This is a genomic window from Streptomyces sp. CA-249302, from assembly GCF_050936785.1.
Lineage (GTDB): Bacteria > Actinomycetota > Actinomycetes > Streptomycetales > Streptomycetaceae > Streptomyces.
Genome location: NZ_JBNJMG010000001.1, coordinates 8,282,226 through 8,299,182 on the forward strand (window position 1 = coordinate 8,282,226; position 16,957 = coordinate 8,299,182).

Consider the following 16,957-nt stretch of genomic DNA (forward strand, 5'->3'; position numbering starts at 1 on the left):
CCCGAGGAAGGCCGACGCCGCATGATCCTCCTGCTGTCGACGTCCGACACCGACCTGCTCAGCGCCCGCGCGGCGGGCGGCCCGGTGCCCTACCGGTTCGCCAACCCGGCCCGGCTCCCGCTCGACGACCTCCCCGCCCTTCTCGACGGCGCCGACCTGGTCGTCGTACGCCTCCTCGGCGGCCTGCGCGCCTGGCAGGACGGTCTCGACCTGCTGCTCGCCGATGGTCGCCCGGTGGTCGTCCTCAGCGGTGAACAGGCGCCCGACGCCCAGCTGATGGCGGCCTCGACGGTCCCGGTCGGGATCGCGGCCGAGGCCCACGCCTACCTCGCCCACGGCGGCCCGGCCAACCTGGCGCAGCTCGCCCGGTTCCTGTCGGACACGGTGCTGCTGACCGGGCACGGCTTCGAAGCTCCGGCGCCCGCGCCGAGTTGGGGGCCGCTGGAGCGCGCCTCCCGGGGCGAGGGGCCGACGGTCGCCGTGCTCTACTACCGCGCCCACCACATGAGCGGGAACACGGCTTTCGTGGGCGCCCTGTGCGAGGCCATCGAGGATGCGGGCGGCCGGCCCCTCCCGCTCTACGTCGCCTCCCTCCGCGCCCCCGAGCCCGAGCTGATCGAGGAACTCCGGTCCGCCGACGCCATCATCACCACCGTTCTGGCCGCGGGCGGCACCAGGCCCGCCGAGGCATCGGCCGGCGGCGACGACGAATCCTGGGACGCCGGTGCGCTGACCTCGCTCGACGTCCCGATCCTCCAGGCCCTGTGCCTGACCTCCTCCCGGTCCGCGTGGGACGCGAACGACGAGGGGGTCACTCCGCTGGACGCGGCGAGCCAGATCGCCGTACCCGAGTTCGACGGCCGTCTCATCACCGTCCCGTTCTCCTTCAAGGAGATCGACGCCGACGGCCTCCCCGCATACGTCGCCGACCCCGAGCGCGCGGCCCGCGCCGCCGGAATCGCCGTACGCCATGCCCGACTTCGCCACATCCCACCCGCCGAGAAGCGCCTCGCGCTGGTCCTGTCCGCGTACCCGACCAAGCACTCCCGCATCGGCAACGCGGTCGGCCTGGACACCCCCGCCAGCGCGATCGCGCTACTGCGCAGGCTGCGGGACGAGGGCTACACCTTCGACGACGTCCCCGGGATGGCTTCCGGTGACGGCGACGAGCTGATCCGCGCCCTGATCGAGGCGGGCGGCCACGACCAGGACTGGCTCACCGAGGAGCAGTTGGCCCGCAACCCGGTCCGAATCCCGGCGGCGGACTACCGCCGCTGGTTCGCCACGCTCCCCAAGGAACTGCGCACGGTGGTCGAGGAGCACTGGGGCCCGGCGCCGGGCGAGATGTTCGTCGACCGCAGCCGCAACCCCGATGGCGACATCGTCCTCGCGGCCCTCCGCTTCGGGAACCTGCTGATCCTCATCCAGCCCCCGCGCGGCTTCGGCGAGAACCCGATCGCGATCTACCACGACCCGCACCTCCCGCCCTCCCACCACTACCTGGCCGCCTACCGATGGATCGCCGCCGCGGCCTCCGACGGCGGCTTCGGCGCGGACGCGATGATCCACCTTGGCAAGCACGGCAACCTGGAGTGGCTGCCCGGAAAGAACGCCGGCCTGTCCGCCGCCTGCGGCCCCGACGCGGCCCTCGGCGACCTCCCCCTGATCTACCCCTTCCTGGTCAACGACCCCGGCGAGGGCACCCAGGCCAAGCGCCGCGTCCACGCCACCCTCGTCGACCACCTCGTCCCGCCCATGGCCCGCGCCGACTCCTACGGCGACATCGCGCGCCTGGAACAACTCCTCGACGAATACGCCCAGATCGCCTCCATGGACCCGGCGAAGCTCCCGGCGATCCGCGCCCAGATCTGGACCCTCATCCAGGCCGCCAAGCTCGACCACGACCTGGGACTCGCCGACCGTCCCGACGACGACGGCTTCGACGACTTCCTCCTCCACGTCGACGGCTGGCTCTGCGAGGTCAAGGACGCCCAGATTCGCGACGGACTGCATGTCCTGGGCAACCCGCCGCAGGGCGGGGACCGCGTCAATCTCGTCCTCGCCATCCTCCGCGCCCGCCAGATCTGGGGCGGCACAACCGCCCTGCCCGGCCTGCGCGAGGCGCTCGGCCTCGACGAGTCCGCCGCGACCCGTACGACGGCCGACGAGGCGGAGGAGAAGGCCCGCGCCCTCGTCCAGGCGATGGAGGACGCGGGCTGGGATCCGGCCGCCGTACCTGCGGAGTACGGCGAACAGGTCGCCGCCGTCCTGGAGTTCGCCGCCCGCGAGGTCGTCCCGCGCCTGGCCGCGACCACCGCGGAGCTGGACCACACCGTGCATGCCCTGGGCGGCGGCTTCGTCCCGGCGGGCCCGTCAGGCTCCCCGCTTCGCGGTCTGGTCAACGTCTTGCCGACCGGCCGCAACTTCTACTCCGTCGACCCCAAGGCCGTTCCCTCCCGCCTCGCCTGGGAGACTGGACAGGCCCTGGCTGAGTCGTTGTTGGAGCGCTACCGCACCGACAACGGCGACTGGCCCACCTCCGTCGGCCTCTCCCTGTGGGGCACAAGTGCCATGCGCACAGCGGGAGATGACGTGGCCGAGGCCCTCGCCCTGCTCGGCATCCGGCCTGTCTGGGACGACGCCTCCCGCCGCGTGACTGGCCTGGAAGCCATCCCTTACGAGGAGTTGGGCCGCCCCCGAATCGACGTCACCCTGCGTATCTCGGGCTTCTTCCGGGACGCCTTCCCGCACACTATCGGCCTCCTCGACGACGCCGTACGCCTGGCCGCGTCCCTTGACGAGCCGCCCTCCGCCAACCACGTACGGGCCCATGTCCAGGCCGACCTGGCATCCCGCGGTGACGAACGCCGCGCCACCACCCGCATCTTCGGCTCCCGCCCAGGCACCTACGGCGCCGGCCTGCTCCAGCTCATCGACTCCCGCGACTGGCGCACCGACGCCGACCTCGCCGAGGTCTACACGGTCTGGGGCGGCTACGCCTACGGCCGCGAACTCGACGGCCGCCCGGCCCGCGAGGAGATGGAGACGGCGTACAGGCGCATCGAAGTGGCGGCCAAGAACACGGACACCCGCGAGCACGACATCGCCGACTCCGACGACTACTTCCAGTACCACGGCGGCATGGTGGCCACGGTCCGCGCGCTGCGCGGCACCGCCCCCGAGGCGTACATCGGCGACTCCACCCGCCCCGAGACGGTCCGCACCCGCACTCTCGTCGAGGAGACCTCCCGCGTCTTCCGCGCCCGCGTCGTCAACCCCAAGTGGATCGAGGCGATGCGCCGCCACGGCTACAAGGGCGCCTTCGAACTCGCCGCCACCGTGGACTACTTGTTCGGCTACGACGCCACGACGGGCGTGGTCGCCGACTGGATGTACGACAAGCTCACGGAGACGTATGTCCTGGACCCGGTGAACCGCGAGTTCCTCCAGCAGGCCAACCCCTGGGCCCTGCACGGGATCGCCGAGCGGCTGCTGGAGGCGGAGTCGCGCGGGATGTGGGCCAAGCCCGACCGGGCGGTGCTGGAGGAGCTGCGCCAGGTTTACCTGGAGACGGAAGGCGACCTCGAAGACGAGGGGTGATGTCCAGGTGCCGGGCTCTATTGCATGAGTATCGCAATAACAACTACATTGCAATAAGTGCCCGGCCGGTCGAATCCCATGGAACCTGCCGACACAGACCAGGTGCGGGGCGCCGTCCCGCCTGACAGCGTCCGTTCCACGACGTCGCCTCGCACCCGGCCGCCGGTCAGCCGCCGCAGTCGGCGCACCGGCCGTAAACGAGCAGGGACCCCGAGGCGTCGGGCCGCAGCCCTGTCAGCTCCTCGATCTTCTCCACGGCTTCCGTCAGGTGCCGGCTCGCGAGCCCCTCGACATGACCGCACTGCCGGCACACGGTGTGGTGGTGCGGCTCGCCCGTGATGCCGTAGCGCACAGGTCCCGGGCCATGCACGGCGTGCACCAGCCCGATCTCCGTGAGGGTTTCCAACGTGCGGTAGACCGTGGCGGGATGGACGGCGCTTCCGGTGCGCGCCAGTTCTTCCCAGGTCTGCGCGATGGACAGATGGCGCCCGGAGGCCGTAAGTAGCGCCAGTACCCGCAGGCGCCCCGGAGTGCATCGCAGCCCGTGCTTCCTCAGTCGAACCCGCGGTTCGTCCGGCATCGCCGTACGGCCGTGCTCCATCTGCGGGGCCACGCTCACGCTGCTGCCTCTCCCGGGCCGCGGTCTGCGCGCGAACGGACAGGGCGCGGCCTACCGACTGCCGCCAGACTGCCGCACAAAGGTTATTGCGAACGTCTCGCAACAGCAAAGGTCCTCCCATGAGTCCCCTTCGACGCGCCTCGGGTCCTAGGACCAATGCCTGATCTGCGGCTAGGCTCTCCTGCTGCTAGCGTGCAACTGCACATGAGTGGCAATTATGTCGGAGGATGTTGGACATGGCGGTTTACACGCTCCCGGAGCTTCCCTACGACTACTCGGCGCTGGCGCCGGTGATCAGCCCGGAGATCATCGAGCTGCACCACGACAAGCACCATGCGGCCTACGTGAAGGGCGCCAACGACACGCTTGAGCAGCTGGCGGAGGCGCGGGACAAGGAGACGTGGGGCTCGATCAACGGCCTGGAGAAGAACCTGGCCTTCCATCTCTCCGGGCACATCCTGCACTCGATCTACTGGCAGAACATGACCGGCCCGAAGGACGGCGGCGGTGAGCCCCTGGCCGCCGACGGCGTGGGCGACTTGGCCGACGCGATCACCGAGTCCTTCGGTTCGTTCGCCGGTTTCAAGGCCCAGCTGACCAAGGCCGCGGCGACCACGCAGGGTTCGGGCTGGGGCGTACTCGCCTACGAGCCCGTCAGCGGTCGGCTGATCGTCGAGCAGGTCTACGACCACCAGGGCAACATCGGCCAGGGCTCCACCCCGGTCCTGGTCTTCGATGCCTGGGAGCACGCCTTCTACCTGCAGTACAAGAACCAGAAGGTGGACTTCATCGACGCCATGTGGGCGGTCGTCAACTGGCAGGACGTGGCGAAGCGCTACGCCGCGGCCAAGGAGCGCGGCGACAGCCTGCTGCTGCGCCCGTGAGGCCGTAGTCGCGTCGGCGGCACAGACGTCCTGCTCGTGATCGTCTTCTCAACCTTCACTCGCAGGCGGAACAACGAAGGGCTCCCGCAGGCCGGATGCTTGCGGGAGCCCTTCTGTCTGTCGCGGTGCGACCGGAATGGCCGACGCTCCGCGAGTGCCGTGTGCGTAGTACGTGGTCGCGCCGGCGTCGGCCGATACGGTCGTAAAGTCGGCATTGGGCCTGATGGGTAGCCGGGCACTGACGCAGGTGGGCGAAGCCATTGGCTTGATCGGCCTGCCAGTCGTCGTTTTCGCCTGAGCGAGGGCGGCCCACGCCCGCCACCCTGCTCGGCGGCGCCACATCGACGCTTTGCGCGTCGGCGACGTCCGCCTCGTGTACGGACGGGAGGATCGGCCGCTGTACGAGGTCCGCGGTCGCGTCCGACGCCTCCAGCGGAAGCCTGCATTCCTGCTTCGGTAGGGGAGTCCGCCCCCTAATCTGGCGCAAGAGAGGAGGGACGGCCCCGTGACCGCAGGGTACGAGGACCACATCGATCTTCGTGGTAGCGACTTCCACGGCTCGGTGTCGGGCAAGGTCGAGCACCACTACCACGGCGTCGGAACCGAGGTCCCCCTGGCCACGGCAGCGCTGCCCGCAGCGCCGGTTCCTCTCTTCGGCCGGGACGACGAACTGGTCCGGATTCTGCCCGCACTCGACCCTCGATCCGACACGCAGCGTCCCGTGGTAGTCTGCGCCGTATCGGGCCTGGCCGGCATCGGCAAGACCGCGCTCGCCCTGCACGCCGCGCACCGCGCCCATGGGTATGGCTGGTTCCCCGGCGGGACGCTCTTCGCCGACGTGGCGGGATACAGCGCAAGACCCCTCTCCGCGGACCAGGTGGTGGCGGATCTGCTCGACTCCCTGGGGGTTCGCGGGCGGGGCCTGCCCCGAACCACGTCGGCTCGGCTGGCCCTCTACCGCACGTTGCTCGCGAGGCAGTCCGAGCGGATGCTTCTCGTCCTGGACAACGCCTCTACCACGGCACAGATCACTCCGCTGATTCCCGCCTCCCCGCGCCACCGGGTCCTTGTGACCTCGCGACACAGGCTGACGGACCTGAACGCCCGGCTCATCGACATCCGGACGCTGACCCCACAGTCCGCCGCCGAGCTCGTTGCCAGTGCCCTGCAGACCAGCGACGAAGACGATGACCGCCCCGTTCGCGAACCCGACGCACTGCTCGAACTCGCTGCCCTGTGTGGATACTTGCCGCACGCACTGGACATCGCGGCCGGCCTTCTGCGCCGACGTCGACACCGTGCCATCGCCACGCTTGTCGATGACATCAAAGCCTCGGCCGATCCCACCGACACCCTGCGTCTGCGTCCGGTCTTCGACACCACGTACCGCCACCTGCCCACCGACCAGGCGCGGTTGCTGAGGCTGTTGGCACTTGCCCCTACGGCAGATGTGCCAACCGAGACAGCGGCTGTCATCGCGGACCTGCCCGCCGCCCGAGCCCTCCCCCTCTTGGAAGACCTGGCAGCCGCGCACTTGGTCAACCCAAGCCGGCATGCCCGGCGATGGCGGCTGCACAGCCTGGTACGGGCGTACGCGGCGGGCGTATCGGCCACGCACGGCGATCAGCCCGATGAGGCTGGCAACGCCCGGGCAAGGGTGCTGCAGTGGTACGCAGGCAGGACAGAAGCCGCCTGCCGGCACCTGCAGGTCATGCGGCCTGATGCGGCGAACCGGGAGGGGCAGGAGTTCGAGAGCGGGGCTGCGGCGTTGGCCTGGCTTGATACCGAAGCCACGAATCTCCTGGCCGCGGTTCAGTGGACGGACGAGGACCAGCACGCATCCCTGGGTATCAAACTCGCCCTCGAACTGGGCGTCTATCTGGAACTACGGCGGCGTTTCGACGACTTGATCTCCGTAAGTCGCCTGGCTCAGCAGGCGGCTCACCGAGTCGGGGACCAGGCCGGCGAAGCCAGGGCCTGGAACAACCTCGGCAATGGGCTGTGGAAGAAGAAGGCGACTGGAGGAATCAGTGCGGGGATTCGTGCGCTTGTCCGTGCCCTCAATCTATACCGAGCGATTGGCGATCAATACGGAGAGGCTAAGGCGTGGAACAACTTTGGAAACGCCCAGCTTCAGCTGGGGCGGACGGCAGAAGCCATTAGCTCTCACGCACTTGCTCGTCATCTCTTCGAGGTAGTCGGTGACATCCAGTGCCAGGCCGCGGCAACAACCAACCTCGGTAGCGCATTTCGGGTTGCAGGACGCCTCGCAGAGGCCGGTAATGCCTTCGAAATGGCACTCCGAGCATTTCGGTCCATCGGGGACAGGCGCGGAGAGGCGGCGGCGCTGACCAGCCTCGGCAACGCGCTACTCCAGGAGCGACGCCGGGACGCGGCCCACGGTTCCTATACCCATGCGTTGGAGATCTGGGAAAGCCTTGAGGACTGGCACGCCGTAGGGGACACGCTGCGTAATCTCGCGCTTGTTCACCATGCCGGCCACAACTTCTCTACAGCCAGAGCCACTTGGGCTCTAGCCGCCAAGGCGTACCACCGCGCCGGCGCCTCCGACCAGTCAGCCCGGGCAGCGCGAGCCGCTGTCGGCCACCGGGAGGGCTGAACTCCCAGGAGTGATCGGCTACTTCTTGGATTCAGGGCAGGCGCTTAGAAGGCACCTGCTCTGTTACAGCGTTTTCGCCTGTTCTGTGCCGAGTGCTCGATGGGCCGATCCTGGTGATTTCGGCACCGGTGTGGCGGTTTGTCGTGTGGTTCGCCGACGGCAGACATATTGATCCCGGAAGGGACTGGAATCGTGCGGCGAAGCAAGCGAACCTAGATCAGCTCGCGGAAGAGTGTGTGCGTGAGCGGGGCAACATAGCACGGGATCGCCGGTTACCCAAACCGGCGATTCTCCGGAGTATTGGAGGAGTCCGGTCGCCGTGCGATTTGCATGCGATGGCCGGGCGGCTGTGCCTATTCCCACACCTCACTCCAAGGAGCTTTCCCATGGTCGCAGTTGTTAGTGAAGAAACGTTCCATCTGTCCGATCGGCAGTGCTTCGCGACCCTGGACTGGGCCGCCGAGCAGCCACAGAGCGGCCTGGTTCTGCGGGCCTTCCTGGCCTCCATCGCTCTCGCGGCCCTGCGCCCGGAGGAAGCCCTGGCGCTGCGCGTTCGAGACGTGGAAATCGCAGAGGACGGCGCCAGTTGGCTCCTGGTCCACCCTCAGGCAGAAGAGCGCCGCGAGAAGGATGCGGACCGCGCGGGCGCCGTACGGCGTGTTCCCCTCTGCCGCGACTTGGCGGCGATCCTGAAGGAGGAGACCATCCGGCGCGATCTCCACCCGGAGGACGCGATATTCGTTCTCGACGATGGACGGCCGCTGACCGCGGAGGTCTACCGGAAGGTCTGGCGGCAAGCACGAGCGGCGGTTCTACAGGCGCATGAAACCGACTCGCCGCTCGGCAGGCACGTCTCGGCTCTCCGTGACGCACGCATCGCGGCGTGGCTGAAGAACGGCGACCAGACGGCGGGGCACATCCTCGCGGTGGCCGAATGCGCCGGAATGAGCGCTCCCCGCCTCGCCGAACGCTTCGCGTACTGCCTTCGCAAGCCGACACGGGACGAAATCCCGTGGGATCGACTCGAAGCTGCCTTGGCCCTTCCTGACCTGCCTAGCCAGCCGACTCCGACCGCGCGGCGTCCGTAGCAGTACTCCGGGTCGCGGCTTCTCCGCGATTCTTCCCTGCCTCACGACAGGCAACGGCTGGGCGGACCAATGGTTTCCGCCCAGCCGGGCTCCCCTCTCCCGTCCCTCACAGAGAACCCCAGATGCCTGCACGACCCTTGCCTGCCTCCACTGCTTCCTCCACAGCCGTACGCACCGCCTTCCTGACCGTGAAGGACGCCGCCGATTACCTCGGCCTCTCACCCCACACCCTCTACGTCTGGCGCCACCGCCGTCAGGGACCGCCGAGCTTCCGCATGGGCCCCCGCGGTCGCGTCATGTACCGGGTGGAAGCCCTCGACGCCTGGGTCCGCGAACAGGAGCAGGCCGACTCCCGCTCCAACCCCGCCCTGAACCCACTCAGCGTCCGGCCGCAGGAGCGTTCCGCCCGCTTCACCACCGCCTGACACGGCCGCCTCCTGCGCCATAGAACGCCGCCGTCACCCTCATCACAAAGGAGTTCCACCTGGCCGGCTACATAGAAGACCGATGGCTGAAGAAGCGCCCGAACCCGAAAACCGGCAAACGCGACCGCACCGCCATGTACGGCAAGTGCACCCGCTACCGCGTCAAGGGCATCCCCGGCGTCAAGGACCGTTCCTTCGACGCCCTCCAGGACGCCAAGACCTGGCTCGCCCAGGCTCAGACCGATGCCCGCCGAGGCGAGTTCGTCGATCCCCGTGACGGGGCCATCTCCCTCAAGGACTACATCGCCACCCACTGGTGGCCCACCCAGAGCGGCGACCCGTCCACGATCGAGCGGATTGAGCAGCGGGTACGCCGTCACATCGTTCCCCACCTGGGTGCTCAGCCGCTCAACGCCATCGGCACGGAAGTCCTGCGCCACTGGAAGAAGCGGCTGGAGAAGGACCTCGGTCCGACCTCCATCCGTCTGGTCTGGGCGACGCTCTCCAGCGTCCTCCAGGCGGCCGTCGAGGACCGTCGCCTCGGACGCAACCCATGCCGGTCCAGCACGGTCGGGCCCCCGCCCGCGGCCCCTGGCAGGGTCGAGGCGTGGCCGCCCGAACGGGTCCTGGCGGTACGGGAGGCCCTGCCGGATCGCTACCGGCTCCTCCTCGTGATCGGAGCAGGTCTCGGGCTCCGCCAAGGGGAGGCGCTCGGTCTCTCAGCGGACGACATCGACTTCGAGAAGGAGGTCGTGCACGTCCGGCGGCAGATCAAGATGGTGCGGGCGAAACTGTGTTTCGCGCTTCCGAAGGGCCGCAAGGTCCGGGACGTGCCGCTGCCGTCCAGCGTGGCCCGGGCCATCCGGCAGCACATGGAGCACTTCGCGCCGGTGCCGGTCACGCTGCCCTGGGACGACCCGACTCCGGCCGAGACGCCGGTGGAGGCCAAGCACCGGCGACCGAGGACCCACAACCTCCTGGTGACGGGACGCGAGCGGAAGGCCATCAACCGGAACTACTTCAACTCCTACGTGTGGAAGCCCGCGCTGGCCGCCGCGCGTGTGATCGCCCCGCTGGACGAGGGCAGCACCGACGGTGCCCGCGTGTGGGAGCCGTCCCGGGAACACGGCTTCCACGCCCTGCGCCACTTCTACGCCTCCGAGGAACTGGAGGCTGGCGAATCGGTCGTCTCCCTGGCACGCTGGCTGGGGCACTCCGATCCCGGGTTCACGCTGCGGAAGTACTCCCACTTCCTGCCCCGCGCCGGCGCACGAGGCAGCGCCGCCATCGACGCGATCTTCGCGTAGCCGCGGCCGGCCGGTAGAGCCCGTGGAGCGTGGCTCGTAGCCCGCCGCCAGGCCCAAAGTCCCAGAGAAGTCCCACAGATGCCGCCGCACCCCTCCCTGACCCGCTAAGCAGCAGGTCAGACGGGGTGCGGCGGCATCGTCGTATCAAATGTCCCGGAAGATCTCGATCTGCGCCCCGATGGTGTTCAGCCGCTCCGCGAGGTCCTCGTACCCGCGGTTGATGACGTACACGTTGCGCAGCACCGACGTGCCCTCGGCCGCCATCATCGCCAGCAGGACGACCACCGCCGGGCGCAGGGCCGGCGGGCACATCATCTCGGCGGCTCGCCAGCGGGTCGGGCCCTCCACCAACACGCGGTGCGGGTCGAGGAGTTGGAGGCGGCCGCCGAGGCGGTTGAGGTCGGTGAGGTAGATCGCCCGGTTGTCGTAGACCCAGTCGTGGATGAGGGTCTTGCCCTGCGCGACGGCCGCGATGGCCGCGAAGAAGGGGACGTTGTCGATGTTCAGGCCCGGGAAGGGCATCGGGTGGATCTTGTCGATCGGGGCTTCGAGCTTGGAGGGGCGGACGGTGAGGTCCACCAGGCGGGTACGGCCGTTGTCCGCGAAGTACTCGGGCGTACGGTCGTGGTCGAGGCCCATCTCCTCCAGGACCGCGAGCTCGATCTCCAGGAACTCGATCGGCACCCGGCGCACGGTCAGCTCCGACTCCGTGACGACCGCGGCGGCCAGCAGGCTCATCGCCTCGACCGGGTCCTCGGAGGGGGAGTAGTCCACGTCGGCGTCGATGTCCGGGACGCCGTGCACGGTGAGGGTGGTGGTGCCGATGCCCTCGACCCGTACGCCCAGGGCCTCCAGGAAGAAGCACAGGTCCTGGACCATGTAGTTGGAGGACGCGTTGCGGATGACGGTGGCACCGTCGTGGCGGGCGGCGGCCAGCAGCGCGTTCTCGGTGACGGTGTCCCCGCGCTCGGTCAGCACGATCGGGCGGTCGGGCCGGACGGCCCGGTCGACCTGGGCGTGGTACTGCCCCTCGGTCGCCGCGATGTCCAGTCCGAAGCGCCGCAGCGCGATCATGTGCGGCTCGATGGTCCTGGTGCCGAGGTCGCAGCCGCCGGCGTACGGCAGCTTGAAGCGGTCCATGACGTGCAGCAGCGGGCCGAGGAACATGATGATGGAGCGGGTGCGGACGGCCGCGTCGGCGTCGATGGCCGCCATGTCCAGCTCGGCCGGCGGCACGATCTCCAGGTCGACCCCGTCGTTCACCCACCGGGTGCGCACGCCGATGGAGTTGAGCACCTCCAGCAGCCGGTAGACCTCCTCGATGCGCGCCACCCGGCGCAGCACGGTCCGCCCCTTGTTGAGCAGGGACGCGCACAGCAGCGCGACACACGCGTTCTTGCTGGTCTTGACGTCGATGGCCCCGGACAGCCGACGGCCGCCCACGACGCGCAGATGCATCGGTCCCGCGTAGCCCAGAGAGACGATTTCACTCTCGAGTGCTTCACCGATTCGAGCGATCATCTCAAGGCTGATGTTTTGGTTGCCGCGCTCGATGCGGTTGACGGCGCTCTGACTCGTGCCGAGTGCCTCCGCGAGCTGTGCCTGTGTCCAGCCACGGTGTTGCCGGGCGTCACGGATGAGCTTGCCGATGCGTACGAGGTAATCGTCTGCCATGGGGTTGAGGCTATCTCAGATATGAGATGGGGCATCTCAAGGGGGCCGTTCGGGTGACGGCCCGTCAATGCCGCCTTGCCGTTGCTGCTGCGGGTGTGCCGCGGCCCGTGTCGGCCGCCGGTGGTGATGGGCCAGGAGCGTCGGCCGATGTTCAGCCGCACGCCGGGAAGGATCCGGAACTCCCCTCTCGGTTACCCCGACTCGGCCGACTCGCGGCCGGGCGCGCGCAACTATGGTGGCCCGATGGCAACGATCAGGAAGTTCCAGGTCACCTTCGACTGTGCGGAGCCCGCGCGTGTCGCCCGTTTCTGGTGCGAGGTGCTGGGCTACGTCATACCGCCGTCGGCCGAGGGCGAGACCGCGTGGTCCGCATGCGCCGACCCCACGGGCGAGGGCCCGCGACTGTTCTTCCAGCGCGTTCCCGAGGGGAAGGTCGTCAAGAACCGGGTGCACCTCTGCGCACGGGTCGGCACCGGCCTCGTGGGCGACGAGCGCCTGGCCGCACTCGAGGCCGAGCGGGCCCGCCTGGAACCGCTCGGCGCGTCGCACGTGCGGACGCTGATCGCCGACGGCGTCAACGAGTCCTGCATCGTGATGCAGGACGTCGAGGGCAACGAGTTCTGCCTCGACTGAGCGCGACCGGGCGCGAGTGAGTGCCACGGCACAGGAGGCCGGGCATGACCATCCGGCCCCTGTGTACTAGAGTTATCTCGACATCGAGATATCTACCGAGGCGCACCGCAGCCGCCACCCTGATTAGGGTTACCTAACTTAGCCTTACCTTAGCGGATCGGCCAAGTCGTCGTGGCGGCAGGATGCGGTGGGAACGCGCACATCAAAGAAGGAGACTGTCGTGTCGGCGAACAGCTTCGACGCCCGCGCCACGCTCAGCGTGGGCGACGAGTCGTACGAGATCTTCCGGCTGGACAAGGTGGAAGGCTCGGCTCGCCTTCCGTACAGCCTCAAGGTGCTGCTGGAGAACCTGCTCCGCACCGAGGACGGCGCGAACATCACCGCCGACCACATCCGCGCCCTCGGCGGCTGGGACTCCCAGGCCCAGCCCTCGCAGGAGATCCAGTTCACGCCGGCCCGCGTGATCATGCAGGACTTCACCGGCGTGCCCTGTGTCGTCGACCTCGCCACCATGCGTGAGGCCGTGAAGGAGCTCGGCGGCGACCCGGCGAAGGTCAACCCGCTCTCCCCGGCCGAGCTGGTCATCGACCACTCCGTCATCGCCGACAAGTTCGGCACGAACGACGCCTTCGCGCAGAACGTCGAGCTGGAGTACGGCCGCAACCGCGAGCGCTACCAGTTCCTGCGCTGGGGCCAGACCGCCTTCGACGACTTCAAGGTCGTCCCGCCGGGCACCGGCATCGTCCACCAGGTGAACATCGAGCACCTCGCGCGCACTGTCATGGTCCGTAACGGGCAGGCGTACCCCGACACCCTGGTCGGCACCGACTCGCACACCACCATGGTCAACGGCCTCGGCGTCCTCGGCTGGGGCGTCGGCGGCATCGAGGCCGAGGCCGCGATGCTCGGCCAGCCGGTCTCGATGCTCATCCCGCGCGTCGTCGGCTTCAAGCTGACCGGCGAGCTCAAGCCCGGCACCACCGCCACCGACCTCGTGCTGACCATCACCGAGATGCTCCGCAAGCACGGCGTCGTCGGCAAGTTCGTCGAGTTCTACGGCGAGGGCGTGGCCGCCACCTCCCTCGCCAACCGCGCCACCATCGGCAACATGTCGCCGGAGTTCGGCTCCACCGCCGCGATCTTCCCGATCGACGACGAGACCCTGAACTACCTGCGGCTGACCGGCCGTGACGCCCAGCAGGTCGCGCTCGTCGAGGCGTACGCCAAGGAGCAGGGCCTCTGGCTGGACCCGAAGGCCGAGCCCGACTTCTCCGAGAAGCTGGAGCTCGACCTCTCCACGGTCGTCCCCTCCATCGCCGGCCCGAAGCGCCCGCAGGACCGCATCGTCCTCGCGAACGCCGCCCAGCAGTTCGCCCAGGACGTCCGCAACTACGTGGACACCGCCGACGAGGCGGGCAAGGAGTCCTTCCCGGCCTCCGACGCCCCGGCCGCCTCCAACGGCGTCCCGTCGAACCCGGTCACCGTGACCGCCCCCGACGGCTCGACCTACGAGATCGACCACGGTGCGGTGACGGTCGCGGCCATCACCTCCTGCACCAACACCTCGAACCCGTACGTCATGGTCGCCGCCGCGCTGGTCGCGAAGAAGGCCGTGGAGAAGGGCCTGACCCGCAAGCCGTGGGTCAAGACCACCCTCGCCCCGGGCTCCAAGGTCGTCACCGACTACTTCGACAAGGCGGGGCTCACCCCCTACCTCGACAAGGTCGGCTTCAACCTGGTCGGCTACGGCTGCACCACCTGCATCGGCAACTCCGGCCCGCTGCCGGAGGAGGTCTCCAAGGCCGTCAACGACCACGACCTCGCGGTCACCTCGGTCCTCTCCGGCAACCGGAACTTCGAGGGCCGTATCAACCCCGACGTCAAGATGAACTACCTGGCCTCCCCGCCGCTGGTCGTCGCGTACGCGCTCGCGGGCTCCATGAAGGTGGACATCACCAAGGACGCGCTCGGCACGGACCTCGAGGGCAAGCCGGTCTTCCTGGCCGACATCTGGCCCTCCGAGGCCGAGGTCAACGACGTCGTGGCGAACGCCATCGGCGAGGACATGTTCAACAAGTCCTACTCCGACGTCTTCGCGGGCGACGCCCAGTGGCAGGCGCTGCCGATCCCGACCGGCAACACCTTCGAGTGGGACGCCGAGTCGACGTACGTCCGCAAGCCCCCTTACTTCGAGGGCATGACGATGGAGACCACCCCGGTCTCCGACATCACGGGCGCCCGCGTCCTCGCCAAGCTGGGCGACTCGGTCACCACCGACCACATCTCCCCGGCCGGCGCCATCAAGGCCGACACCCCGGCCGGCAAGTACCTCACGGAGCACGGCGTCGAGCGCCGCGACTTCAACAGCTACGGCTCCCGCCGCGGCAACCACGAGGTCATGATCCGCGGTACGTTCGCCAACATCCGCCTGCGCAACCAGATCGCGCCGGGCACCGAGGGCGGCTACACCCGCGACTTCACCGCCGAGGGCGCGCCGGTGTCGTTCATCTACGACGCCTCGCAGAACTACCAGGCCGCCGGCACCCCGCTGGTCATCCTGGGCGGCAAGGAGTACGGCTCCGGCTCGTCCCGCGACTGGGCCGCCAAGGGCACCGCGCTCCTCGGCGTCAAGGCCGTCATCACCGAGTCGTACGAGCGCATCCACCGCTCGAACCTCATCGGCATGGGCGTCCTCCCGCTCCAGTTCCCGGCCGGCCAGACCGCCGACTCGCTCGGCCTGACCGGCGAGGAGACCTTCTCCATCACCGGCGTGACCGAGCTGAACGACGGCACCACCCCGAGCACGGTCAAGGTCACCACCGACACGGGCGTCGAGTTCGACGCGGTCGTCCGCATCGACACCCCGGGTGAGGCCGACTACTACCGCAACGGCGGCATCATGCAGTACGTGCTGCGCAGCCTGATCCGCAAGTAAGCGGTACGGCAGGGCGGTTGAGGGCCGCGTCCCCTGGTTCCCCGGGGGCGCGGCCCTTCGCCGTACCCGCCCCGGTACGGCTACACCCAGCCCCGCTGGGCGGCCCGCACCCCCAACTGGAACCGGCTCGCCGCCCCCAGCCGCTCCTGCAGCTCACTCACCCGCCGCCGCAGCGTCCTCAGGCTCACCCCCAGATGACGGGCCACCGCCTCGTCCTTCATCCCGGCCGACAGCAGCCTGATCAACGTCCGTTCGCCATCGGAGAGTTCACCCTCGCCGACCGGTCGGCCGAGCGGCGTCGCCTGCTGCCAGGCCAGCTCGAACAGCTTCTGGAGGGCCTCGGTCACCGCCGAGTGCCACACCACGACGGCGCAGTAGCCGCCCGCGTCCGACGAGGTCAGCGGGAGCATCGCCCGGCGTCCGTCGACCACCAGCAGTTTCAGCGGAACGGACGGCAACACCCGTGCCTGCTCGCCGAGTTCGACCATCTTCCAGGTGCGGGACAGGGCGTTCGGATCCTCCAGGCCGCTCGCCGCGTAGATGCCGCGCGAGACGATTCCGCGCCTGAGCAGGTCGGCCTGGGAGTCCAACTGCGATGCGGGCGGGGCGAGGTAGGGCGGGGTGTCGAACAGGCACACCTCGTGCTCGGCGCGGGCGTACATCTCCTCCAGCCGGGCCGCGATGGCACCCTCGCCGGAGGCGACCTCGATCAGCCGGGACGGCTCCTCGCGCAGCAGTCCGGCCTCGTACGCGGTGGCCATCTCCTCGGCGGTGGCGGCGAGCAGTTCGGACTCCGTCTCACGCCGCCGGATCAGCGCCCGGATCGCCACCCGCGGGTCGACCGCCCGCAACCCGCCCATGGAGTCCGGGGGTTGGAGCAGTCCGAGGGTGAGCAGCCGGCCACAGGCCTCGCGCAGCCGGGCCGGGCTCGCCCCGGTCAGCAGCGCCCAGCCGGCCGCGCCGGCGTCGGGCTGATGGAGAACCGACCGGTACACCAGCTCGTCGAAGGCGGAGACCCCCACCACGGCCCAGGGGCTCGCGGCGGGGGTCTGTCGGGCAGGATCTTGTGCCGTGTTCACCATGGCTCGCCACGGTAGAGGTTCTTTGTTAAGGATCCTTACCATGGTCGAGATCATCGTTCACTTCAGGCCGCCGCTCACTTCAGGCCGAAC

General features: G+C 69.1%; 11 protein-coding genes and 1 pseudogene. 8 read left to right on the forward strand and 4 right to left on the reverse strand.

Translation table 11 applies throughout. The annotated features are described in order from the left end of the window. Nucleotides 1–21: 21 nt before the first annotated feature. The gene (gene cobN / locus ACQEWB_RS37545; RefSeq protein ID WP_432839151.1) at nucleotides 22–3,600 is read left to right on the forward strand and encodes a cobaltochelatase subunit CobN; all 3,579 of its coding nucleotides are present in this window, start codon (nucleotides 22–24) and stop codon (nucleotides 3,598–3,600) included. A gap of 166 nt (nucleotides 3,601–3,766) precedes the next feature. Here the strand turns inward: cobN and ACQEWB_RS37550 are convergent, their stop codons facing one another. Continuing rightward, a complete protein-coding gene (locus ACQEWB_RS37550) occupies nucleotides 3,767–4,219 on the reverse strand; it encodes a Fur family transcriptional regulator (RefSeq protein ID WP_432839153.1) in 453 nt (150 codons plus the stop codon). A gap of 236 nt (nucleotides 4,220–4,455) precedes the next feature. Between ACQEWB_RS37550 and ACQEWB_RS37555 the strand changes: the two genes are divergently transcribed. The 5 genes from ACQEWB_RS37555 to ACQEWB_RS37575 all read left to right on the forward strand — a co-directional run bounded on the left by ACQEWB_RS37555 (nucleotide 4,456) and on the right by ACQEWB_RS37575 (nucleotide 10,543). Next, nucleotides 4,456–5,103, forward strand: a complete 648-nt coding sequence (locus ACQEWB_RS37555; protein ID WP_432839155.1) for a superoxide dismutase — start codon at nucleotides 4,456–4,458, stop codon at nucleotides 5,101–5,103. Between the two features lie 505 nt (nucleotides 5,104–5,608). Next, nucleotides 5,609–7,723, forward strand: a complete 2,115-nt coding sequence (locus ACQEWB_RS37560; RefSeq protein WP_432839157.1) for a tetratricopeptide repeat protein — start codon at nucleotides 5,609–5,611, stop codon at nucleotides 7,721–7,723. Nucleotides 7,724–8,109: 386 nt separating this feature from the next. Beyond that, nucleotides 8,110–8,811: a hypothetical protein gene (locus ACQEWB_RS37565; RefSeq protein WP_432839159.1), complete on the forward strand. Its 702-nt coding sequence runs from the start codon at nucleotides 8,110–8,112 to the stop codon at nucleotides 8,809–8,811. 122 nt (nucleotides 8,812–8,933) lie between these two features. Beyond that, nucleotides 8,934–9,236, forward strand: coding sequence for a helix-turn-helix transcriptional regulator (locus ACQEWB_RS37570; RefSeq protein WP_432839161.1), 303 nt, complete (start codon nucleotides 8,934–8,936; stop codon nucleotides 9,234–9,236). A 134-nt stretch (nucleotides 9,237–9,370) separates the two neighbouring features. After that, nucleotides 9,371–10,543: a tyrosine-type recombinase/integrase gene (locus ACQEWB_RS37575; RefSeq protein WP_432839163.1), complete on the forward strand. Its 1,173-nt coding sequence runs from the start codon at nucleotides 9,371–9,373 to the stop codon at nucleotides 10,541–10,543. A 144-nt stretch (nucleotides 10,544–10,687) separates the two neighbouring features. Here ACQEWB_RS37575 and ACQEWB_RS37580 read toward each other — a convergent pair whose 3' ends face one another. Both ACQEWB_RS37580 and ACQEWB_RS37585 read right to left on the reverse strand, forming a co-directional pair. After that, entirely contained in the window at nucleotides 10,688–12,217 is a 1,530-nt protein-coding gene (locus ACQEWB_RS37580; protein WP_432839165.1) for a helix-turn-helix domain-containing protein, read from the reverse strand. 41 nt (nucleotides 12,218–12,258) lie between these two features. Further along, nucleotides 12,259–12,390: pseudogene (locus ACQEWB_RS37585) on the reverse strand (DUF4236 domain-containing protein); the annotation flags it as partial. Nucleotides 12,391–12,460: 70 nt separating this feature from the next. On the opposite strand from ACQEWB_RS37585, the gene ACQEWB_RS37590 reads away from it, so the two are divergent. Together ACQEWB_RS37590 and acnA are read left to right on the forward strand one after the other, a co-directional pair. Continuing rightward, nucleotides 12,461–12,850, forward strand: a complete 390-nt coding sequence (locus ACQEWB_RS37590) for a VOC family protein (protein ID WP_432839167.1) — start codon at nucleotides 12,461–12,463, stop codon at nucleotides 12,848–12,850. A gap of 220 nt (nucleotides 12,851–13,070) precedes the next feature. Further along, entirely contained in the window at nucleotides 13,071–15,785 is a 2,715-nt protein-coding gene (acnA, locus tag ACQEWB_RS37595) for an aconitate hydratase AcnA (protein ID WP_432839169.1), read from the forward strand. 80 nt (nucleotides 15,786–15,865) lie between these two features. Here the strand turns inward: acnA and ACQEWB_RS37600 are convergent, their stop codons facing one another. Then, nucleotides 15,866–16,867, reverse strand: a complete 1,002-nt coding sequence (locus ACQEWB_RS37600; protein WP_432839171.1) for a response regulator transcription factor — start codon at nucleotides 16,865–16,867, stop codon at nucleotides 15,866–15,868. Between the last annotated feature and the right edge of the window lie 90 nt (nucleotides 16,868–16,957).